The organism is Miniphocaeibacter halophilus (assembly GCF_016458825.1).
GTDB classification, from domain to species: Bacteria; Bacillota; Clostridia; order Tissierellales; family Peptoniphilaceae; genus Miniphocaeibacter; species Miniphocaeibacter halophilus.
Window position 1 is genome coordinate 1,114,090 of record NZ_CP066744.1, and the last position, 22,617, is coordinate 1,136,706.

Annotated in this window: 25 protein-coding genes; 7 read left to right on the forward strand and 18 right to left on the reverse strand. The window is 29.3% G+C overall.

Features of this window, described 5'->3' with window-relative positions; all coding sequences use genetic code 11:
• Positions 1-24: 24 nt before the first annotated feature.
• From nuoF to fdhF, 4 genes are read left to right on the forward strand one after another with little or no spacing between them, the layout of a single operon-like run.
• Complete coding sequence (gene nuoF / locus JFY71_RS05495; RefSeq protein ID WP_420846437.1) at positions 25-1,848, forward strand: NADH-quinone oxidoreductase subunit NuoF; 1,824 nt, start codon at positions 25-27, stop codon at positions 1,846-1,848.
• 9 nt (positions 1,849-1,857) lie between these two features.
• The gene (locus JFY71_RS05500; RefSeq protein ID WP_243662042.1) at positions 1,858-2,811 is read left to right on the forward strand and encodes an NADH-quinone oxidoreductase subunit G; all 954 of its coding nucleotides are present in this window, start codon (positions 1,858-1,860) and stop codon (positions 2,809-2,811) included.
• 8 nt (positions 2,812-2,819) lie between these two features.
• Complete coding sequence (locus JFY71_RS05505) at positions 2,820-3,275, forward strand: ferritin-like domain-containing protein (protein ID WP_243662043.1); 456 nt, start codon at positions 2,820-2,822, stop codon at positions 3,273-3,275.
• Between the two features lie 10 nt (positions 3,276-3,285).
• Entirely contained in the window at positions 3,286-6,021 is a 2,736-nt protein-coding gene (gene fdhF / locus JFY71_RS05510) for a formate dehydrogenase subunit alpha (protein ID WP_263457755.1), read from the forward strand.
• A gap of 44 nt (positions 6,022-6,065) precedes the next feature.
• Here the strand turns inward: fdhF and JFY71_RS05515 are convergent, their stop codons facing one another.
• The 3 genes from JFY71_RS05515 to JFY71_RS05525 all read right to left on the reverse strand — a co-directional run bounded on the left by JFY71_RS05515 (position 6,066) and on the right by JFY71_RS05525 (position 7,775).
• Positions 6,066-6,842: a VanZ family protein gene (locus JFY71_RS05515; RefSeq protein ID WP_243662044.1), complete on the reverse strand. Its 777-nt coding sequence runs from the start codon at positions 6,840-6,842 to the stop codon at positions 6,066-6,068.
• Positions 6,843-6,995: 153 nt separating this feature from the next.
• Positions 6,996-7,286: a hypothetical protein gene (locus tag JFY71_RS05520; RefSeq protein ID WP_243662045.1), complete on the reverse strand. Its 291-nt coding sequence runs from the start codon at positions 7,284-7,286 to the stop codon at positions 6,996-6,998.
• A 30-nt stretch (positions 7,287-7,316) separates the two neighbouring features.
• Positions 7,317-7,775, reverse strand: coding sequence for a GNAT family N-acetyltransferase (locus JFY71_RS05525; protein ID WP_243662046.1), 459 nt, complete (start codon positions 7,773-7,775; stop codon positions 7,317-7,319).
• Between the two features lie 203 nt (positions 7,776-7,978).
• Here JFY71_RS05525 and JFY71_RS05530 point away from each other — a divergent pair, with 203 nt between their 5' ends.
• Positions 7,979-8,329: a hypothetical protein gene (locus tag JFY71_RS05530; RefSeq protein WP_243662047.1), complete on the forward strand. Its 351-nt coding sequence runs from the start codon at positions 7,979-7,981 to the stop codon at positions 8,327-8,329.
• A gap of 23 nt (positions 8,330-8,352) precedes the next feature.
• Here JFY71_RS05530 and JFY71_RS05535 read toward each other — a convergent pair whose 3' ends face one another.
• The 5 genes from JFY71_RS05535 to JFY71_RS05555 form a co-directional block, all read right to left on the reverse strand.
• Entirely contained in the window at positions 8,353-8,814 is a 462-nt protein-coding gene (locus JFY71_RS05535; protein WP_243662048.1) for a hypothetical protein, read from the reverse strand.
• A 64-nt stretch (positions 8,815-8,878) separates the two neighbouring features.
• Entirely contained in the window at positions 8,879-9,040 is a 162-nt protein-coding gene (locus tag JFY71_RS05540; protein ID WP_243662049.1) for a hypothetical protein, read from the reverse strand.
• 210 nt (positions 9,041-9,250) lie between these two features.
• Positions 9,251-9,523, reverse strand: coding sequence for a GNAT family N-acetyltransferase (locus JFY71_RS05545; protein WP_263457764.1), 273 nt, complete (start codon positions 9,521-9,523; stop codon positions 9,251-9,253).
• Between the two features lie 15 nt (positions 9,524-9,538).
• A complete protein-coding gene (locus JFY71_RS05550; protein ID WP_243662050.1) occupies positions 9,539-9,691 on the reverse strand; it encodes a hypothetical protein in 153 nt (50 codons plus the stop codon).
• Positions 9,692-9,855: 164 nt separating this feature from the next.
• Positions 9,856-10,485 (reverse strand): SDR family oxidoreductase, encoded by a 630-nt coding sequence (locus JFY71_RS05555; protein ID WP_243662051.1) that lies wholly within the window; start codon positions 10,483-10,485, stop codon positions 9,856-9,858.
• Positions 10,486-10,622: 137 nt separating this feature from the next.
• On the opposite strand from JFY71_RS05555, the gene JFY71_RS05560 reads away from it, so the two are divergent.
• The gene (locus tag JFY71_RS05560; RefSeq protein WP_243662052.1) at positions 10,623-10,946 is read left to right on the forward strand and encodes a winged helix-turn-helix transcriptional regulator; all 324 of its coding nucleotides are present in this window, start codon (positions 10,623-10,625) and stop codon (positions 10,944-10,946) included.
• A 31-nt stretch (positions 10,947-10,977) separates the two neighbouring features.
• Here JFY71_RS05560 and JFY71_RS05565 read toward each other — a convergent pair whose 3' ends face one another.
• The 10 genes from JFY71_RS05565 to JFY71_RS05610 form a co-directional block, all read right to left on the reverse strand.
• A complete protein-coding gene (locus JFY71_RS05565; RefSeq protein ID WP_243662053.1) occupies positions 10,978-12,165 on the reverse strand; it encodes a MalY/PatB family protein in 1,188 nt (395 codons plus the stop codon).
• A gap of 106 nt (positions 12,166-12,271) precedes the next feature.
• Entirely contained in the window at positions 12,272-12,997 is a 726-nt protein-coding gene (locus JFY71_RS05570; protein ID WP_243662054.1) for a TIGR03915 family putative DNA repair protein, read from the reverse strand.
• On the reverse strand, positions 12,997-14,235 hold the full coding sequence (locus tag JFY71_RS05575) for a putative DNA modification/repair radical SAM protein (protein WP_243662055.1): 1,239 nt from the start codon (positions 14,233-14,235) through the stop codon (positions 12,997-12,999). The genes JFY71_RS05570 and JFY71_RS05575 overlap by 1 nt, the downstream gene beginning before the upstream one ends.
• Before the next feature lie 123 nt (positions 14,236-14,358).
• Positions 14,359-15,558 (reverse strand): FprA family A-type flavoprotein, encoded by a 1,200-nt coding sequence (locus JFY71_RS05580; protein WP_243662056.1) that lies wholly within the window; start codon positions 15,556-15,558, stop codon positions 14,359-14,361.
• Between the two features lie 20 nt (positions 15,559-15,578).
• The gene (locus JFY71_RS05585; protein WP_420846431.1) at positions 15,579-16,442 is read right to left on the reverse strand and encodes a tRNA 2-thiocytidine biosynthesis TtcA family protein; all 864 of its coding nucleotides are present in this window, start codon (positions 16,440-16,442) and stop codon (positions 15,579-15,581) included.
• A 492-nt stretch (positions 16,443-16,934) separates the two neighbouring features.
• Positions 16,935-17,582: an ABC-2 transporter permease gene (locus JFY71_RS05590; protein ID WP_243662057.1), complete on the reverse strand. Its 648-nt coding sequence runs from the start codon at positions 17,580-17,582 to the stop codon at positions 16,935-16,937.
• Positions 17,579-18,436: an ABC transporter ATP-binding protein gene (locus JFY71_RS05595; protein WP_243662058.1), complete on the reverse strand. Its 858-nt coding sequence runs from the start codon at positions 18,434-18,436 to the stop codon at positions 17,579-17,581. Before JFY71_RS05595 ends, JFY71_RS05590 begins: the two co-directional genes overlap by 4 nt.
• Positions 18,429-18,815: a GntR family transcriptional regulator gene (locus JFY71_RS05600; RefSeq protein WP_243662059.1), complete on the reverse strand. Its 387-nt coding sequence runs from the start codon at positions 18,813-18,815 to the stop codon at positions 18,429-18,431. The genes JFY71_RS05595 and JFY71_RS05600 overlap by 8 nt, the downstream gene beginning before the upstream one ends.
• A 229-nt stretch (positions 18,816-19,044) precedes the next feature.
• A complete protein-coding gene (locus tag JFY71_RS05605; protein WP_243662060.1) occupies positions 19,045-19,791 on the reverse strand; it encodes an ATP-binding cassette domain-containing protein in 747 nt (248 codons plus the stop codon).
• Between the two features lie 20 nt (positions 19,792-19,811).
• On the reverse strand, positions 19,812-21,311 hold the full coding sequence (locus JFY71_RS05610; protein WP_243662061.1) for an ABC transporter permease/substrate-binding protein: 1,500 nt from the start codon (positions 21,309-21,311) through the stop codon (positions 19,812-19,814).
• Positions 21,312-21,469: 158 nt separating this feature from the next.
• On the opposite strand from JFY71_RS05610, the gene JFY71_RS05615 reads away from it, so the two are divergent.
• Entirely contained in the window at positions 21,470-22,378 is a 909-nt protein-coding gene (locus JFY71_RS05615; protein ID WP_243662062.1) for a DUF5996 family protein, read from the forward strand.
• The last annotated feature ends 239 nt before the right edge of the window (positions 22,379-22,617 follow it).

The window sequence follows — 22,617 nt, forward strand, 5'->3', positions numbered from 1 at the left end:
ATTAAAAATAAAACTTTACCTCAAATGGCTTTAAGGGACAATCGTTTCGCTAATATAAACAGTTTATATAATAAACAGGTTTTAATTTGTGGAGATACAGGATGTAGATCATCTAAGTCCGATGAGATGGAAGAAGAAATTAGGGAAGCTTTAAAGGAAGCTAATGCTGAGGAAAAAATAGATGTAGTAAGAGTTGGCTGTTTTGGTTTGTGTGAAGCAGGTCCTATTGCTGTTGTTTATCCCGGAGGTAAATTTTATGCCTATTTAAAGGAAGGCGACGGTAGGAGAATAGTTAAGGAAGATCTTTTAGGAGATAAAACCATTGATGAATTAATATATCCTGAAAGCCTTTCCGATGATATTGTAAAGTCAATTTATGATGTATCTTTTTACACTAAGCAAAAGAAAATAGCTCATAAAAATTGTGGAGTTATTAATCCTGATTCTATTGAAGAATATATTGCTTTAGATGGATACTTGGGATTACATAAAGCATTAAATGAAATGTCACCTCAAGAAGTTATAGATGAAATTAAGGAAAGTGGATTAAGGGGCCGTGGTGGCGGAGGATTTCCAACTGGATTGAAATGGCAATTTACTAAAGATGCAGAAGGAAGTCCAAAATATGTATTATGTAATGCTGATGAAGGAGACCCTGGTGCATTTATGGACAGGTCTATTTTAGAGGGAGATCCTTATTCTGTTATTGAAGCTATGACTATAGCCGGTTATGCAATAAATGCAAACTATGGCTTTATATATATTAGAGCAGAATATCCTTCAGCTGTAGAAAAATTAGAATCAAGTATAAAAAAGGCAAAAGAGTTAGGATTACTCGGTAACAATATTATGGGAACGGATTTTTCTTTTGATTTAGAGTTAAGATTAGGTGCCGGTGCCTTTGTTTGTGGTGAGGAAATGGCCCTTATTGAATCCATAGAAGGAAAAAGAGGTATTCCTAGAAATAAACCACCTTTCCCAGCAAATGAAGGATTATGGGGTAAACCTACTTTAATTAATAATGTTGAAACCTATGCAAATATTGCGCAGATAATATATAAAGGCTCAGATTGGTTTTCAAGTATTGGTACTGAAAAATCCCATGGAACTAAGGTATTTACTCTTGGAGGAAATATAAAGAGAACAGGAATTATAGAAGTTCCTATGGGAACTACCTTAAGGGATATTATCTACGAAATAGGTGGAGGAATTATTGGAGATAAGGAATTTAAGGCAGTTCAAACAGGTGGTCCATCTGGTGGATGTATTACTAAGGATTACTTAGATACTCCAATTGACTATGATAATTTAACTGCACTAGGCTCTATGATGGGTTCCGGTGGAATGATAGTTATGGATGACTCTACCTGTATGGTTGATATTGCAAGATTTTTCCTAGAGTTTACAGTTGATGAATCCTGTGGTAAATGTACACCATGTCGTGAAGGTACTAAGAGAATGCTTGAAATTCTTGAAAAAATTGTTGCAGGAAAAGGCACTTTAGAAGATATTGACACTCTTGAAAATCTAGGCAATATGATTAAAATCAGTTCCCTTTGCGGTTTAGGTCAATCAGCACCTAATCCTGTATTATCAACACTTAGATACTTTAGGGATGAATATGAAGCTCATGTTGTAGACAAAAAATGTCCGGCAGGACATTGTAAAGCATTACTTGAATACTATATAGACGATACATGTATAGGATGTAGAAAATGTGCTAGAAATTGTCCGGTAAATTGTATTTCAGGAAAGCCTAAGGAAGTACATGTTATTGATACAGAGGCTTGTATTAAATGTGGAAACTGTATGGAAGTTTGTCCTACTAACTCTGTTCATTTACGTTAGGAGGTAAAAATGGACTTTATAACCTTAACAATAGACGGAAAGAAAGTTACAGTTCCAAAAGGGTTGAATTTAGTTGAAGCTGCTAAAAGAGCAGGTATTGAAATTCCTACATTTTGTTACGACAAAGACCTACCTGTTGTTTCCTCTTGTAGAATTTGTGTAGTTGAAATAGAGGGTTTTAATAAACCTGTTACAGCTTGTTCAACTCCGGCCCAAGAAGGAATGGTAGTTTATACTGAATCGGAACAAGTTGTTAATATTAGAAAAACAATTTTAAGACTTATGTTGGACAACCATCCAAGTGATTGTTTAACCTGTAGTAAAAACGGCAGTTGTAAATTACAGGACTATGCTTATAGATACGATGTACAGTTTAGAATTCATGATGGTGCAAGACGTGGTTCAGAAATAGCAGGTTTTACAGATACTTCCAGCCCTTATATCTTAAGAGATGAGAGTAAATGTATACTTTGTGGTAAATGTGTAAGAACTTGTGCAGTTGTACCTGATAGAAATATTTTAAACTTTGGTGGAAGAGGGTTCGATACAAAGGTTGTAGCGGATTCAGATACTTCCCTAGAAGCTTCAAACTGCGTTTCATGCAATAGATGCGTTGTTGCATGTCCCGTTGGTGCTTTGGTAGATAGAAGGACCTATAGAGCAGGTAGGGTTTGGGAATTAGAAACCAAACAAGTTAAATGTAAATCCTGTGACTATGGTTGCAATATGGAAGTACAGAAAAAAGATGGTAAAGTTGTAGCCGTTAATGCTTTACATCCAGAAAATGGAAGACCTTTATGTTTAAAGGGACGTTTATTAACGGAATTAGAATATGTTGAAGAACCGGCTAAACCATTTAAAAAAGTTTATGGAGAAAACAAAAATGAATTTATAGAATCAAGTTGGGGAGAAGTTCTTGAACTTGACGGTGTTTTAGATAAATTAATAAAACTTGATGAATAGGAGAGCTTATGAATAGGTCAGAATTTAATGAGATTATTGATTACGCTATAAATGAAGAAGTAATGTCCTATGAATTTTATACAGATGCTGCTAATAAAATAAAAGATGAAACCTTAAAAGAAACTTTTACAGATTTAGCAAAGGAAGAATTAGAACATAAGAAATTTTTAGAGGATTTTAAAGAATCTCATTGTGAAACTATAGACTTAGAAGAGTCAATAGATTATAAAATAGCAGATACTATAGATAAACCTGAATTAACTACAGATATGAATTTTCAAGACGCAATAGCCTTGGCTATTAAAAGAGAAGAGGAAGCCATGGATATGTATCAGGCCTTAGCTGATGCAGCAACTGAAAACGATAAAAAATCTGTATTTGTTGGTTTAAGAAATATGGAGCAAATGCATAAAACAAGATTAGAAGATATTTATATAAATGTTGGATATAGAGAAGTTTGGTAAAGGTGATAATATGATTAATCTTAATATTGACGGAATGGAAGTTTCCGTTAAAGAAGGAACGCTTTTAGTAGATGCCTGTAGACAAGTGGGCATAAAAATACCAACACTTTGCCATGATGATAGTTTAAAACCATTTGGTGGTTGTAGAATTTGTGTAGTTGAAGTTGAAGGATTTAGAAACTTAGTGGCCTCCTGCTCAACTAAAGTTCAAGAAGGAATGGTAGTTAGAACTAATACCGATACTGTAATAAATACAAGAAAAATGGTTTTAGACCTTTTATTATCAAATCATCCAGTTGAGGATTGTTTAACATGTGATAAAACAGGAAGTTGTGATTTACAAAATCTTGCTTATGAATATGATGTTAGACCTAGTTTTCATGGAGCAAAAAAAGATTATGAAATAGAGGCAAGAAATCCTGTACTTATTAGAGATCAATCTAAGTGTATATTATGTGGTAAATGTGTAAGGGTATGTAAAGAAGTTCAAGTAACAACAGCTATAGATTTTGTTGGTAGGGGTTTTGAATCAAAAATTGCCGCAGGCTTTGATTTACCATTATCTGATGAAAATTGCCGTCTATGTGGACAATGTATTTCCGTTTGTCCAACAGGAGCAATAATGAATAAACAGCTAGTTGGTGTTAGGCCTTGGGAGGTTAAAAAAGTTAGAACTACTTGTCCTTTCTGTGGTACAGGTTGTAATTTTGATTTAAATGTTCACAAGGGTAAGGTCATTGGTGTAACTCCAGCAGAAGATGCTGTTGTTAATGGGAAATCTTTATGTGTTAAGGGAAGAAGTCATACGGACTTAATTAACAGTCCAAATAGACTGAAGAAACCCTTAAAGAAAGTTAATGGGGAATTTGTTGAAATTTCTTGGGATGAAGCTATTAGTACAGTAGCTGAAAAATTTACAGAAATAAAAGATGAGTTTGGACCAGATGCAATTGCAGGACTAAGTTCAGCTAGAACAACAAATGAGGACAACTATACCTTCCAAAAATTTATGAGGGTAGCAATTGGAACTAACAATGTTGACCATTGTGCTAGGACCTGACATGCTCCTACAGTTGCAGGTCTTGCAACTACACTAGGAAGTGGAGCTATGACTAACTCCATTGGAGAAATAGAAGGTGCAGATGTAATCTTCTTAATAGGTTCAAATGCTACAGAAGCTCATCCTATTATTGGAAATAAGATGAAGCGAACAGTTAAGTACAATGGAACTAAATTAATTGTAGTAGATCCAAGAAAAACTGAATTAGCAAATATGGCAGATATATGGATGCCGTTAAATCCTGGTTCTGATGTGGCTTTAATAAATGGTTTAATGAATATAATCATTGAAGAAGGCTTAACAGATGACGAATATATAGAAAAAAGAGTAGAGGGGTTTGAAGAATTAAAAGAAGTAGTTAAAAAATATACACCAGATGTAGTTGAAGAAATTACAGGAATTGGAAAAGATATGTTATATGAATCTGCTAAAATGTATTGTTCTTCTAAAAAAGCCGGAATATTCTATACTTTGGGAATAACAGAACATACCACAGGTACTGAAAATGTAATGTCCTTAGCTAACCTAGCTATGATTACAGGCCATTTAGGTCATGAATCAGCAGGAATTAACCCTATGAGAGGACAGAACAATGTACAGGGAGCTTGTGATATGGCTGCCTTACCAAATAATTTCCCGGGATATCAAAATGCGTATGATGAAAAGACAATTCAAAGATACGAAGAACTATGGAATACTAAATTAACAAGAAACAAGGGCCTAAGAATACCGGAAATGTTAGATGCAGCCCATGAAGGTAAAGTAAAAGCAATGTATGTAATGGGAGAAGATCCGGTTTTATCAGATCCTAATGCAAATCATGTAAAAGCATCCCTTGATAATTTAGATTTCTTTGTAGTACAAGATATATTCTTAACAGAAACAGCTAAATTTGCAGATATTATTTTACCGGCAACTTGCTATGCTGAAAAAGAAGGTACATTTACAAATACTGAAAGAAGAGTTCAAAGAGTTAGAAAAGCAACAAATCCTCCAGGAGAGGCTAGACTTGACTGGGAGATTATATCTTCAATTGCTAAAGCAATGGGTGTAGATGGATTTGACTTTAAAGACTCCAGAGAAGTATTTGAAGACATTAGAAAAACTACAGCAAGTTATAAGGGTATAACATATGAAAGAATAGATAAAGTTGGAATTCAATGGCCGTGTCCAACAGAAACACATCCGGGAACTAAATTCCTACACAAAGGTGTATTTGCCCGAGGAAAAGGACTGTTGAAACCGGCAGAATATAAACCGCCTGCTGAATTAACTGACAAAGAGTATCCAATGTTACTTTCAACAGGAAGAATGTTGTATCATTACAACATAATGACTAGACAATCTGAAGCCTTAAATAACATTAGGCCTTGTGAATTAGCGGAAATTAATCCGGCTGATGCTGTGAAACTAGGTTTAAAGGAATATGATGCAATAGAAGTAAAATCTAGAAGGGGTAAAGTCAACACGAGAATTACAATAACAGACAGGGTTAAACCAGGTGTTATATTTATGACCTTACATTATTGGGAGTCTCCAGTAAATGAATTAACAAATGACGCCCTTGACCCTATAACCTTAACTGCAGAATATAAAGTTTCAGCAGTAAGCATTAAAAAATTAGATGTAATTCCGGAAAACTTAACACTGCCAACATATTTAGATGATGTAGAAATGGCTAAATAAAATAAACCAGTAGGTACTTAGTACTTACTGGTTTTAAATATCTATTATTGGAAATCGTAAAACAAGTTTAATAAACCCATGGAGTTAAATAGAAGAAATTTTCCTAGAAACATTGCACCAATATAAATGGCTGGGCTAGGTTTGGAATTCATAGTTCTTGTATTGCTTCTAGATTTAACCTTACAATACATTTTAAAAATAATAAATCCTACTATGCCACCAAGAGTATTCATTAATAAATCATCTACATCAGTAGCTCTTACATTTAAAAGTTGGCTTAATTCTATTACAAGAGAGAAGAAAAAACTATATATTGTAACAGCCATCAAGTTATTGGTCTTTTTCCATAGATAAGGTAGAAGAAAACCAAAAGGGATAAACATAACTATATTTAAGCTATGTCCAACAATACTTCCTCCCTTAACTAAGGTGAAAAGAACTCCTAAAAATAAAAGAAATAAATAGGCAATTCCTAAACCCAAATTAAATTTTCTGCTTTTTGTTTTCATAAAATACAGGCATAAAAAACCAATAGGTATAGGTAATATAAGTCCTATAATACCGAAAAGGGAAATATCGCTTTGTGAAAACAGTATTAGATTTATTTGCTTTGAAGAAATTTCGAAATTTCTTCGTATTCCCTCGTAAATGGCACCAGATCCGGTTACATTTAGAACCTTATATATGTAAATTATAAAAACCAAATAGGGTATAAAAGCTTTTATACTTTTCTTTCTATTTCTATTAAAAATAAAATAAATTAATAAGAATGGCAAAGTTACTGTTATTATTTCATAAGCCTTAATTATTAAATCAACCATACAACATCCCTCCTAATAATATATTAGCAATAAATAATTACATAATTATTAAGATAAAGTTACATCTTTACTAAGATTAAGGATGATTGATTATTTTTAGTTTTTTTATATTAAGTTCTTATATTTGTAAAGAATTATTTATAGTATTTTATTTTAAATCTTTTTCTTGTTAAATTTTCCATGATGAAGTCTATAGGCTTCTTTCTTATCTCTTTTTGTAATGTATCTTGTAGCAATTTGTTCTTTACAGTTGGGACAAAACAAGGCCCCATGGTATTTTGAAAAATCGATATTACCTTCAATAATTCTTTCATTGTACATTTTAATTAAACCGCTATTTCCTACTTTTTGGTATTTAGCAATTGGGTACTTACAGTAGCCACAAGAAACTAAAAGGATGTGTGAACCCCTAATTTTTTTCATATTGGGATTTTTATATCTCATAATATCACCTACTATTAGTATAGCGTAAAACTACTTTGTCGACATTATTAAAACTTGACAAGGGTTCCATTTGTCCCAAAGGGTTGGAAAAATTTCTAATTCCTTAAAGCCTAATGATTTATAGAAAAGATTTGTTGTATCATATTCCTTATAAAATCCCTTGGCTACTGTTTTTACCTGAATAAAGTCGTAGTTCTTATTTTTAGCAAATCTAAAAAATTCTTCAAATAACTTTTTACCAATACCCTGCTTATGATATTTTTTTAAAATTCCCATAACATAAATTTCTGCTGTACTAGTGCTGGTTTTCTTAAGAGCTATGAAACCTACAGGGGAATTATTTATATAATATGCCCAAAAATCCATTTCTGAACTTTTCTCAATATATTCCTTAGTACTTTCGGGTAAGCCAAACCAGGTAGGTAAATCATTTAATATATAGCTTGATATTTTAATTTTTGTATTTATATCTTCAATTTTTTTAATCATAGTATCTCCAATAGTAATATTTGTCGTATATATTTTTTACATATAGTTATTAATAATGAAATCCTATTATAATAATACCAATAATTATGGCTTAATAAATTAAATATTTGATATACTATTTTGGTTATTAGTTTCATCTATTATAGTAATTATAAATATTTGATATACTCTATTAGCATACATATATATTCTAGGAGAAAAGCATGAAAATAATTGGCTTAATACTATATATAATAATATTGTCTACTATTTCCAAAATATTTATGGCTATATTTATATTAGCTCCTTTTGCTATTGGAAAATTATTGGATAAGAAATTGGATTTTAACAATTATATGAGAAATTTCATAAAGGAAGAAAATTACTATAGGCTTATTATTTTAGATTTCTTATCTTTGGCTGCAACAATACTTATAAGTTATTTTATTTTTACAAATATTTATGATAAGTATAAACTTCCCTTAACTATTTTTATTGTTGTATTACTTTTTATTAAGTTTATTGTTGCTCAAACATTAAAAAAGAAGAAGGTCTTAGAAAAATTCTTTAAATAAAAAAGCTAAATCACAAATTGGATTTAGCTTGCCAGTTCTATTAGATAATCATAATCTTCTTGGGATATTTTTAAATTTGATTCAAAAGTATCCAAAATTTTCATACTTATGTAGGGACTGTCCTTGTATAAAATAACATTCTTAGTGTTTAGCATTTTGTCATCATTTTTGCCTAAAACTGTTTCTGTTTTACTTTGGTAAAATTTAAATTCTAAATATTCTGTTGAACCTTCCGGTATTTTTGAAGGAGAAAAAGCATCCTTTACTGAATCTATATCTTCTTCCAAAGATTCATACTCCTCTTCATTAATAGCATCTTTTAATTTTTCGAAAAATATTGTTATTTTTGAAAAGTCCTTATCTTCTTCTCTGATTTCCTTAATAACTCTATTATTTAAAAGATCAACTATTTTAATTTTCTTCTTTTTTAGCTGGTTTTTCTGAGCTTGTATTATTGTTTTTTGAATTGCAACTAGAAAAAACAAATAAACCAATGGCCATGATTAAAATTAAAAAATTCTTTTTTTATATATACGACTTTTTATTTTATTATTCTAATGTATAAGCAGCATTTTCATCTAGAGTATTTTCAGCAATTGTATTTTCCAATCCAAATTCATTAAAATCTCCAGTATAAGCAGTAATGACCAAGGCAATTAAAATTATTGAAAACAAGACAATAGTTTTCTTAAATTCCTTTATTTTTATCATGTTTCACACTCCTTAATTATTAATGTACTAATAGAATAACACAATAGTTGGGTTTTGGCAAATTTACTAAAAAAGATGTACCTATAAAGCGAAATCTCTGATTTATAGTACATCTTAAGTGTAAGTATTAACTTTTTGTATTTTATTTTTAATTTTCCAATTATAGTATCTTAATAATAAGATATGAATATAGGTACTAATAACTATATTTTAGGTATCAATTCTAATAAGTTCTGAAATTAATTTATTTCTATAAATTATATCTTTCCTAGAAGTAAAGCCTTGTTTTTCCCAGAAAGTATTACCAATTTTATTTTTAGAGAATACTACAAGGGCAACCTTATTTATTTCTTCTTTTCCCAAAGCGTCTAAAGCGGCTTTTAGCAATAATCCTCCTATGCCCTTATTCCTTTCGTTAGGGATTACAGCAGTATGATATATATATCCTCTTCTACCATCATGTCCTGAGATAATTACACCGATAACATCATTATTTTTTTATGCCACAAAACAAGTTGTAGGATTTCTTTTAAGAAATTTATTAATACCTTCTTTAGAATCATCTATATTGTTAAGTCCCATACCTGGGGTATTTATCCATAGATTGTAGATTTTTTCATAGTCATCAATAGACATTGTTCTTATTTTCATACTAAGCCTCCCTTTGATTTTTAGCATATTATATCATATGGTAATATATTTATTATTATAATATAGTAAAAACAAATTATGGCAATTTTATCTGATAAATATAAAAAACACATATCTATAATTATTTAAATATAAATATGTGTTTTAATAGTATACTATTTTAACTATTTGGCCAATACAGATATTCTTTCTTGAATATGGTTTCCATTAACTGCTTCGTCAATCATTGCTATAGCATAATCGGCATAGCTTATTAGGCTTTCATTATTAGCGTTTGTAGTATATTCTTCACCTGCTAGTAAATATTCTCCGGTTCTTTTTCCATCTGCTTGAAAATCAGCAGCCGGACTAATATATGTCCATTTAACGTCATCTCTTTTTCTTAATTCATCTAGAGCTTTCCCCATAGCTGTTGCTAAAGGCATAAAGGCTTCAGGAAAATCAGGTGTATCCATCAGTCTTGTTTTATGTTCCTTGTCTATGTAAAGGCTACCTGCACCACCAACTACCAATAATCTATTGTCTTTTCCACTTAAAATATCTGCTAGATGTCTTAAGCTTGTAGAGTGCATAGGAAAAGTTTCATTAGACCAAGTTCCAAAGGCGTCGATTATTACATCAAAATCCTTTAAATCATCGTAGGTTAAATCAAAGATGTCCTTTGTAATTACTTTACTTGCCTCTGTCTTATTTTCTCCTCTAACGATTGCCGTCACATCAAGCCCTCTACTTACTGCCTCTGCTGTTATAAGTTTTCCTGCCTTTCCATTAGCGGCTATTATTCCAATTTTCATAAGATTTCCTCCTTTTAGGCTCTTTTGCTTATTGAAATATCTTGTCTCTATCTTTATAATAATAGCTATAGTAGTATTTGTAAAGTAAATACATTTTTGATACTTAGTATATTTTAGTAACTATTGGAGGTGATTTTATGACTAATATGCCAGCCTGTCCGGTAGAAGTGACTTTGATGTTAATTTCTAACAAATGGTCTGTTTTAATAATTAGGGATTTAATAGACGGTACTAAGAGATTTGGAGAATTAAAAAAATCCATAGGAACAATTTCTCAAAAGGTTTTAACGTCAAATTTAAGGAAAATGGAAGAAATGGGACTTTTAACAAGAAAGGTCTATGCTGAAGTACCACCTAAAGTAGAATATACATTAACAGAAATAGGCTATAGTTTAAAACCTGTTTTAGATGCTCTTCATATTTGGGGAGAAAATTACAAAAAGCAAATTGAAGAAAAATAGCAGAATAGAATATATTTTCTACTCTGCTATTTTATGAATATACTTTTTCTAATGCCCTGTCTAAATGTTTTAAACATATTTTTAATTTATCAGTTGGAAGAGCTAAATTAACTCTTTCATAGCCTACTCCCTCTTCACCAAAAATATAACCTTCATCTGTAATAAAAAAGGCTTCCTTGTGCATAAAGTTTTCAAGTTGGTCTTTGTCCATGTTTAATACCTTAAAATTAATCCATTGTAAATAGGTTCCTTCCATATTGGTAACTGTTATTTTTGGATATTTTTCTTTAAAGAAGTTTTCTACTAAGTTTTTATTGATATTTATTAAATCTATTAGTTCTTCTAACCAGTTCTCACATTTATTATAGGCTAGTTTACACCCTTCGTAGCCGAAGATATTTACCATTGTAGAACCTGATTTTTCCATTTCTTCTATAAATCTATTTCTTAAATCTTCATTTTTAATTATTATATTTGAACAAGCAAGTCCTGCTAAATTAAAGGATTTACTTGGTGCAGTACAGGTTATTGTCCTTTCAGCAATTTCATTTGATAGTGTTTGAAAAACCGTATGCTTATATCCAGGTAAAACTAAGTCATGGTGTATTTCATCAGAAATTATTATCATATTATTCTCTAGTACGATTTTTTCTAATTTTTTCAGCTCTTCCTTTGTCCAAACTCTTCCAATAGGATTATGAGGTGAGCAAAAGAGTATTAGCTTATTTGATTCTTCTTTACATAATTTTTCTAAATTTTCAAAATCTATTTCATAATAATCATTTTTGTTTAATAATGGATTTTTAATTAATTTTCTTTTAGATTTTTCTATGGAGCTATAAAATGGGTAATAGACAGGAGTCATAATAATAACGCCATCACCAATATTGGTATATGCTTTTACAGCGTTATAAAATGCCGTTACTACTCCGGATGTATTAACTATCCATTCCTTTTCTATATTAAAGTTATGCCTTCTTTTCATCCAAGATATTACAGCGTCGTAATAGTCATCTGTAGGTACTGTATAGCCATAAACAGCTTCCAGTGCAAACTTAGACAAACCTTCTTTTATTTCAGGAGGGTTATCCAGTTCCATATCAGCTACAGATAAAGGAACTATATCATCTGGAATATTAGGTGACCAGTTAAGCATTTGTTTCCATTTTGCAGAGCCCATCTTTCTTCTATCTGGACTTGTTGTAAAATCGTATTTCATAGAGTATCTCCTTTCACTTATCCTATAAATAGATTATAGTACTAATTATAATTAAAAACTAATTGATTTTTAATTGATTATATAAAAAATAGAAAAGAAACAATAATCATTTCTTTTCTATTAAATATTTCCAATATTTTTTTGGCATAAAGCTTACTTGTTGCTTTAAATTTTTCCTTTCCTTTATACTTATGGATTTAAAAAATATATTCCAAAGATTTTGATATTTTATTTCATCTTCAGAGTATTCAATATTTAACTTCTCAACATCAAAAAAATCTAAATTGTTTTTTTCATAAATAGCTACATAGTTTCTTTTTACATCATGTATTAAAAACTGTTGATTTTGCAACCTGTTAACAAAGTGACCTATTAACAAGGGTAGTATATTATTTTCCGGTTCAAAGGGAGCATATAAAAATCCGTTTTGGATTTCTGAAAATCTTAAAAGCCCTTCAAATCTATGTTTTTCAAACAATACATTTCTTTCTATTCTATTAAATCTAAAAATATTATTATTTGGAACATTTAAAACCCTATTACCGTATTTTCTTGCTAGGATAATTGTATTTAAAATAGTCATTTCCTTTTCCATGCTATTTGAAAGAAATACATTATATATGGAGTTTATTAAATCTTTATTAAAGTTTGAGCTTAAATAGTCAATTATAATATTAGATTTTTCTTCTTCACTTTCAATATACTTATACTTGGAGAAGATATTCATCTGTATATTGTTTTCTTGAATATTTTCCAAATCTTTATAATTTTTATAGCCATAATATATGCAGGTTAGGAAACCCATAAGGCTGTTATCATACAAATATATCATTAGCTTATAAAACTCAATTGTTGTATATTACTTGTATCGGAAATAGCTAACATTTCTTTGATCTTAAGGCTATTGTCCTCTCTTAAACCTCTATATTCTCCATTTACCGTTATAAAATATTTAGCTCTTTTCAATACAACGCCTATTTTTTTCAAGTCGTCATATTTTAATTTCCCTAATTTTCTGTAAGAGATTATTCTTTTGGCAGATGTTGGTCCAAGTCCAGGTATACGTAGTAGTTGGTAGTAAGAAACCCTGTTTATTTCCATTGGAAATAGATGTAGGTTATTTAATGCCCAATTAGCCTTAGGGTCTAAATTCATATCAAAATTTGGGTTATTTTCATTTAGTATTTCATTGGATTTATAGTTATAAAATCTTAAAAGGAAATCAGCTTGATAAATCCTATGTTCCCTTCTTAAAGGTGGTTCAGTAATAGTTGCTAGAAGCTTAGATGATGAAACAGGAACAAAGGCAGAATAATATACTCTTTTCATCTTCATGGACTTATAAAGTTCCTCGGATTTTTTTATTATTTCATAGTCTGTTTCCTTACTTGCTCCTATAATCATTTGAGTAGTTTGTCCTGCATTAATATAATTTGGAGTTTTTTTAAATTTTCTTTTATCGAATCGGTTTTCAATTATGCTGTTTTTTATAATACTCATAGGAGTAATTATTTTTTCATATTTTTTTTGAGGAGCATATATTTTAAGACTTTTTTCTGAAGGAAGTTCTATGTTTACGCTTACCCTGTCTATGTATTTGCCTAACTCTCTTATTAATTCTTCAGAAGAGCCGGGAATTGCTTTCATATGTATATAACCGTTGAAATTTTCTTCTTCACGTAATTTTTTCCCAATGGAAATTAACAATTCCATTGTATAGTCCGGGCTTTTATAAACACCGGAACTTAAGAAAAGGCCTTCAATATAATTTCTTTTGTAGAAGTTAATGGTAAGTTCGACTATTTCATCAATGGAAAAAATCTCCCTAGCAATATCGTTACTTGCTCTATTAATGCAATAATCACAATCATAAATACACTTATTAGTTAAAAGTATTTTTAAAAGAGAAATACATCTTCCGTCTTCGGACCAGGAGTGGCATATGCCGGAAATATTAGCGTTACCTAGGCCGTTTTTTGTGTTCCTCCTACTACTTCCACTGGAAGAACAGGAAACATCATATTTTGCAGCATCTGTAAGTATTTGAATTTTTTTTGATAAATCGCCCATATAATCACCTTTAAAAAATTTTACCATATAAAATCCTTAAAAGCAAACATATGTTCGGTAATAATAGTAATTTAAGTTAAAAAAAATAGTCCCAGAATTACTCTAGGACTATTTGGATTATATCTATTTTAATTTTTCAGCCATTTCCTTAGCAAGTAAACGAAGTTGATCTTCTTCTTCTTTATGCATTGTACCTCGAGCTTCTACAACTGTTTCCAATACATCGTATTTTCCGGTTTCAGCAAAGGCTTTTAAATCCTTAACAGCTCCACCACTCCAGCCGTAGGAACCAAAAATTCCCAATACATGATTTTTAATTTTATTATATTTTAGAACATTTAATAAATTATACATATTAGGATATACACTATTATCATAAGTAGCAGAACCTAGTATAAGGCCTTTGTATCTCCATATTTCATTTAAAATATATGAAGCATGAGTTTTAGAAACATCAAATACCTTTATGTTCTTTACTCCTTCTTTAGCAAGGAAAGTAGCTAAATGGTCAGCCATTCCCTCGGTATTGCCATACATTGAGCCATAGACTATTACAACACCGTCTTCTACTTCATAATTAGCCCATTTTTCATAATCGTCAATAATTGTTTGTGGATTTTCCCTCCAAACAAAACCATGTACCGGGCAAATTATATTTATATCTAATTGCTTTACCTTTTCAATAGCTTTAACAGCCATCATTGAGTATTTACCTACTATATTGGAATAATATCTTCTTGTTTCAGACCTAAAAATATTATAATCTGCCTGATCATCAAATATAGCACCATCAACAGTACCAAAGCCACCAAATATATCTTGGGAGAAAAGTATTTTGTCATTTGGTTCATAACTTACCATAGACTCAGGCCAGTGAACCATTGGAGTCATTACAAATTGTAATTGTCTTTTCCCTAAGTCCAAAACATCACCATCTTTAACTTCTATGAATTTATCGTCATCAGGAGTTAATTCTAAAAAGTCATAAAGCATGGATTTTGTTTTCTTATTTCCTACGAAAATAAGATCCGGAAATAGATTTAAAATATCTGTTATACATCCGGAATGATCAGGTTCCATATGATGAATAACCAAATAATCTAATTTTCTTCCATCTAAAACCTCTAAAACCTTATTAATGAAACCATCAACCTTATTAATTCTAACAGTATCAAGTAATGCGGTTTTTTCGTCCCTTATTAAATATGCATTATAGGACACTCCTTCAGGAAGTGGCCACATATTTTCAAATAAAGCTGTCTGTCTGTCATTGGCACCAATGTAGTACAAATCGTCTAAAATTTTTGCATATAAGCAATTCATATAATACCTCCAAAATATTATTAATAGTCATCTAAAAAATTATGATATTCTCCATTTTTAGAATAACCTAAAACTCGGTCTAATTCAACATTTTGTGCAGACCTAAAAATATTGATATCCACATTTGTAAAACCATCTTTTTCCATATCTTCAATTAACTGTTTAATCTTCACCCTAGTAGAACCAATTTTTTTCGCTGATACCATACAAGCACAGTTCAATGGCATTAAGCCGGTATAATTCATCCATCTTATAATATATTCTTCCTTTATTAAATATAAGGGTCTGATTATTTCCATATTTTCAAAGTTTTGAGCCTTAAGTTTAGGCATCATAGTCTTAAAATTACCTGCACATAAAATATTTAATAAATTCGTTTCAATTACATCATTAAAATGGTGGCCTAAAGCTAGTTTATTACACCCTAGTTCCTGAGCTTTTGCATATAATGAACCTCTTCTCATTCTTGCACACATATAACATGGATACTTACCAGCAATTTTATCAGCTACTTCGAAAATATCAGCATCATAAATATTAACGGGAATATTTAAGTAGTTACAATTATTTTCAAGTAATTTTCTAATATCCTTATGATAACCTGGATCCATTGCTATAAATTCAACTTCAAAATTATTTTTTCCATTTTTTTTAAGTTCTTGAAATAATTTTGCCAGTAGCAAACTATCCTTTCCTCCGGAAATAGCAACGGCTATTTTATCACCATCTTGTATTAACTCATATTCTTTAATAGCTTTAATGAATTTGGACCAAATGTTTTTTCTGTATCTTTTTATAATTGATTTTTCAATAGCTTGTAAATCTTTTAATTCTTCACTTACATTAAAAGTTTCACAACTATTATTAGCTAAATTATTTGTCAAAACATACCTCATAAACTAATAATTGTTTTATTACATAACTAAGTTGATTATATCATAGAGAATATTCAAATAATAGGACATAGGACTTATTTGCTTAATTAAAGAAAAAATTTACCTTACAATACTTAATTTAATACATATAGTTAAATATCTTAAGAGAATAAAAACTGTTTAGCAATTTATTTTTTAATAATGGAAATATAGTTTTAAATGTAAGTTAGATTACAGTACTGGATTTTAATTTTACTATTAGAGATAAAAAAATAACAATCTAGCCTTTTAAATGTTGAAAAATAGGGCTTTGGCTTTAAAATGAGTTTTAAGGTCTTTAAAATAAATATTAATACTAATCTATAGCTATAATAAATCGGTTTTTTGGAAAATAAAAGATATTTTGTTTCACGTGAAACAAAATATCTTTTTACATTAAAAACAATGACTCCTATAATAAAATTTAATTCAAGAAATGTTTCACGTGAAACATTTCTTGAATTATCTCCTTGATAATTTAAAGCTAAGTAATTTTGTAGAAATAAAAAAAGAAATAAGTAATAAAGACAAATATATGATTATTCCGGTAGTTATATAAAAGTAATTAGGTAGATTACTTATCCAATATAAAATACTTTCCATTTGGAAGTTACTTAAAATTAAATATAAAATTAAAACAAAAACAGAAACTATAAATAAATTAATTAAATGGCTTTTATTGGAAAAATTACTGATTAATCCTAATGATAACAAAAGAATTCCTGTAACTATTGTTATTAAATAGGGATATAAATAAAGCTTTACAGTTCCATTTACAATTATTGCTAAGATTATACCAATTCCAAATATTAAAGAATAAATACTTAAATACAAAAAAGCAGCTAAATACCTACTAAGAACTATTTTGCTTGTACTAATAGGAAAGGTTAAGGTACGCATAAAACTATCTGTTTCTGAATTATCTTCAAACAAAGCCATAGGAATATAGGCAATTAAACTAAGTAAATATGCATTAATCAGCAGTGATGTAAAGGTTCCTTGAATAAAAAACACACTTAATGTTATAGTAAATATTATTGATGTTAATATGGATTTATTTAAAAGTTTTTTATTAACTGATAAATAATCATATAGTATTAATCCTTTCATAAAACAATCCCCTTTCCAATAATTTTTATTATATCTTCAAAATAGGCTTTCTCAACTTTCATATCTGGAAAGTCCACAAGTAAATTTTCTTTTTTATCTATAAGAAGTTTAAATTCAAATTTATATTCTTTATATGCTAGACAATAAGGTAGATAAGTATTTAATTCATTAATATCACAATAGGCTATAGCATATTGTTTATCGATATTATAGGTCATTTCATCTAAAAATACCTTTCCCTTGTGCAAAAAAATTAACTTATCTGCAATTTTATCTAAGTCTGAAATAATATGTGATGAAATTAATACAGTATTGGTTTCGTCTTGAACAAATTCTAATAACAGGTTTAAAATATCATCTCTAATTAAGGGATCTAAGCCAGAAGTTGCCTCATCAAGCAAAAGTATTTTAGGTTTTGTAGCTAAAGCTAAAGCGAAATTTACCTTTACCTTCATTCCTTTTGAAAATGTATTAATTTGTTTGTTTTTAGGTAGCTTGAAATCATTTATTAATTTATAATAATAATTATTATCCCAATTACAATATAACCTTCCATAAACTTTACCATATTGCTCAATTGTTAATTTTTCATTTAAGTTAATACTATCGTAAATAATGTAAATAAAATTAAATAATTTATAGTTTCTAGGATTAATTATTTTTTCATTAATATAAATCTCTCCACTATCAGAATTGATTAATTGCATAATTATTTTTAATAATGTTGTTTTTCCAGCTCCATTTTCTCCAATTATACCTGTTATATATCCTTTAGGTATATTTAGTGAAATAGAGTCTAAAGAAAAATCTTCATAATTTTTGTTAATATTTTTTAATTGGATTACATTATCCATCAATATCTTCTCCTCTATAAAACTCTTTAACTAATTGTATTAAATATTCTTCTTTTATTTTGTATTGTTTTGCAAGTCTAACAGTTTCTTCCATTTTATCCTCCAATTCTTTATATTGTTCATCTAAAATAAAAGAAGTGTTGCTTTTTTTTACAAAAGTTCCTTTACCTACTATTGTTTCAATATGATTATCTTCTAATAGTTCTTCATATGCTTTTTGTGTTGTTATTACACTAACCTGTAATATTTTGGCTAATTCACGCATAGAAGGTAATTTATCTCCGGGTTTTAATTTATTATTGAGTATTAAATTTTTTATTTGTGAAGAAATCTGTTCATATATAGGTTTAGGGGAATGCTTACTAATATGTATTTTCATTTTTCCTCCTAGCAAACTACAAGTGTACTTAAGTGTATATGTCAGTATATACATTATAATATTTTAAAATTTTTTGTCAATATTAATATTTTCTAGGTATAAAATTATTCATTACTGCTAGTTATAAAAAATAAAAAACCGGAATAAAATAGAAAGATTCCTATTTTATTCCGGTAATAATTATTGTTTTAATATACATTAAATAACAAGTCACATATGTTTTATTTATTTATTCAAAATCTATATATTCGCCTAATAAATCTTTAATATATGAATTTTGCTGATTTTCTTTAATTTTTTCTGGTGTATCGTATTGTACAATATCTCCTTCTTGTAATATCATGATTTTAGTTCCTAGGCTTAAAGCTTCTCTTATATCATGTGTTACAAATACAATAGTTATACCTGTTTCATTATGAATTCTTTTTATTTCCTCTTGTAGCTGTTTTCTTGTTATTTCATCAACAGCACCAAAGGGTTCATCCATTAGTAAAATATCGGGATTTGCTGCTAAAGATCTAGCAATTCCTACTCTTTGTTGTTGACCTCCTGAAAGTTCATCAGGATATCTAGATAGCATATCTTTTTCTAGTCCTACAATATCCATCCATTTTTTTACAGTTTTCCTAGTTCTTTCCTTATCTCCTTTATTTAATAAGTTAGGAACATAGGATATATTCTTTTCAACTGTCATATGTGGAAAAAGTACAGAGCCTTGAATAGCATAGCCAATATTTCTCCTTAGCATTATCATATTTTCATTTGCAATATTTTTATTGTTTATGAAAATTTCACCGGAGTTTATAGGTATTAAACCATTTATCATCTTTAAAATAGTTGTTTTACCAGAACCAGAGCTACCTATTAAGGTTACAAATTCACCTTTTTCTATACAGAAATTTAAATCTTGTATAAGTTTGTTTTCACCATAGAATTTATCTACATGTTTAAATTGAATATGGCAATTTTGTTCCATTATATTAACCTTTCTATTATTTATTTAAGTAATCCCTTTTCTTCCAAAAATGTTTTAGCCACTACTTTTGGATCCTGTCCTTCGCTTTCAACAAGATAATTTAAGTTTGCCATTTCGGCTTCACTTATTAAATTATCGGTTTTAGATATAATATCCTTAAGTTCAGGATGTTTTTCTAAAACTTCATTTCTTACAACATTACCGCATATATATGAAGGATAGAAACCCTTATCATCTTCAAGGACTACAACATTAGCCTTACTTAGTTGCCCGTCAGTAGTGAATATATTCATTACATTGATTTCCTTTTGTTCCATTGCTTTGTGTTTTAATCCAATGTCAATATCTACTACTTTTTCGAAATTAAATCCATATAATTCGCTTAAAGCATCGTAGCCATCTTCTCTTTCAAAGAAATCATACTCTGCTCCAAAAACTAAATCAGGTGTATACTTTGCTAAATCAGAATAGGTTTTAATATTATGTTCTTCAGCAATATCCTTATCTACTACAAGGCCAAAAGTATTGTTGAAGCCATACATTCCCAACCATTGCATATTGAATTTATCATTATATTCCTTTTGCATTTCTTCAAACATACTTTCGTCATAAATTCCATCTTGTTTCAGTACAACATTCCATCCAGTTCCTGTATATTCCGGATAAATATCAAATTCTCCAGCTTCCATAGCCGGTTGAATATTTGAAGTTCCTCCTCCAACTCCATGGGTAATATCCACTTCTAAATTGGATTCATCTTCAATTAAGTATTTAAGCATTTCACCCATTATCTGTTGTTCGGTCATTGGTTTTGTTGCAACATGAATTTTTTCTTTTTTCATAGGAAAAGCTACTAAAGTAACTAAAGTTACAATACCAATAGCTAATACTGCTAAAACAGGTACAAGTTTTTTCCTACTTCTATTATTTACATATTTCTCCAATCTACCTAGTATAAAATCTAAAACAAAGGCTAAAATAGCAATTAGTAAACTTCCAGCTATGGTCATAGCCATATTGTTTGTAGTTATACCCCTATAAATAGCAACACCTAATCCACCTGCTCCAATGAAAGATGCAATACCCGTTAAGGCTATGGTCATAATAACCATATTTCTTAATCCTGACATTATTACAGGAAAAGCAAGGGGCAATTGTATCTTATAAAGTATTTGAAAATCTGTACTTCCCATGCCTCTTGCAGCTTCAATTATATTATCGTCTATATTGGTTATTCCTGTATGGGTACTTCTAACCATCGGTAGTAAAGCATACACTATTAAAGCAATAATAGCTGTTTTATTACCTATTCCTGAAAAAGGAATTAATAATCCCAACAAGGATATTGATGGAATAGTATATATAATATTAATAAACATTAAGACGAATTCAGATGCTCCTTTGTATTCGCTTATTAAAATTCCTATTATTAAACCTATAAGACCGGCTATTAATATAGCAATAATAGAAATTGTTAAATGTTCTAATATTAGTTCAATATAAAAATCTGAGCGAGTCATTAATGACTCCCACACTTGAGAAATCAATACAACCTCCTTTTACATATATTGTGTTATAATTAATGTATATTAATAATATAGATATATATAAATTTAATTTATACATATTATTAATATATATACCATAAAATAATATAATAAATCAATGAGGTGATTATATGAAAAAGTTACAAAAGTATAGTAGTTGGAGAGATACCAATATTACCATGCACATGATTCTACAAATGATGGGAAAAACGAAGTTGGAAAAAATGTCCCCACAACCGGAATGGAATCAATCTTTACTTAATATTACAGCCGTAGGTTTTACAACAGGCCTTATTAATGATCATGGCTATAGTTTTGAAGTTCAACTTAACTTACACGAAGGAAGTGTTAAGGCAATTTGTACAAGTGGAAAAACAGCTAAATTTCTATTAAGGGATAATGCTTCAGTTGCAGATTATTATGAGGATTATTTAAAAATTCTAGATAGTATAGGACATCCTGTTAAAATTTATCCAGTACCTCAAGAAGTATTTTTTACAACACCTTTCAATGAGCAAACAAATAAAATAGATTTTGACAGACGAAGCGCCTTAAATTATTTTGAAATATGTGTCTTAGTAAGAAATGCACTTTTAGATTTTGCGTCTGCATATAGAGGTAAAAAAATATTACCTGCCTTGTTCTGGGGAACATTTGATATGACTACGGTTTTATTTGCAGGTGAAGAAAAACCGTTTACAGGAGAAGGAATCATAGAAAAAGTTGCATTTAATGAACAATTTGTAGAATTTGGTTTCTGGCCAGGAGATGAGAGTTTCGATGATCCTAGTCTGTTTATTCTTGCTTATCCATTCTTGGAAAAAGATATTAGCGACCTACCAATAGAACCAAAAGAAGCATATTATAGTCCTGAAAAAGCTGAGTATTTCTTATTATTAGAGGACATACTAAAATATGATGATCCATCAAAAGTAATAGTGGAGTTCTGTATAAAAGCTTTACAAAATATAGCAGAAGTTGAAAATTGGCCAAATAAAGAATGGCTTTTAACTCCTTTTGATATAGAAAAATTCAAATAAGAGATTAATTAGTAAGAAAACTAAAATCATCTAAGGTTATTGTTAATAACTTTAGATGATTTTTTATTTTGTCTTTAAAAAAACAACTATAATGATAATATATTTTATTAAAAACACTTTTTATTTAGCTATTTGAAGAATAGGATACTAAAAGATTTTATATAATTAGTGATTTAATAACTTTCAGTTATTGTAATTAGAAAAGTAATAGTTTAAGAATCGGATTGATTGTTAATTAA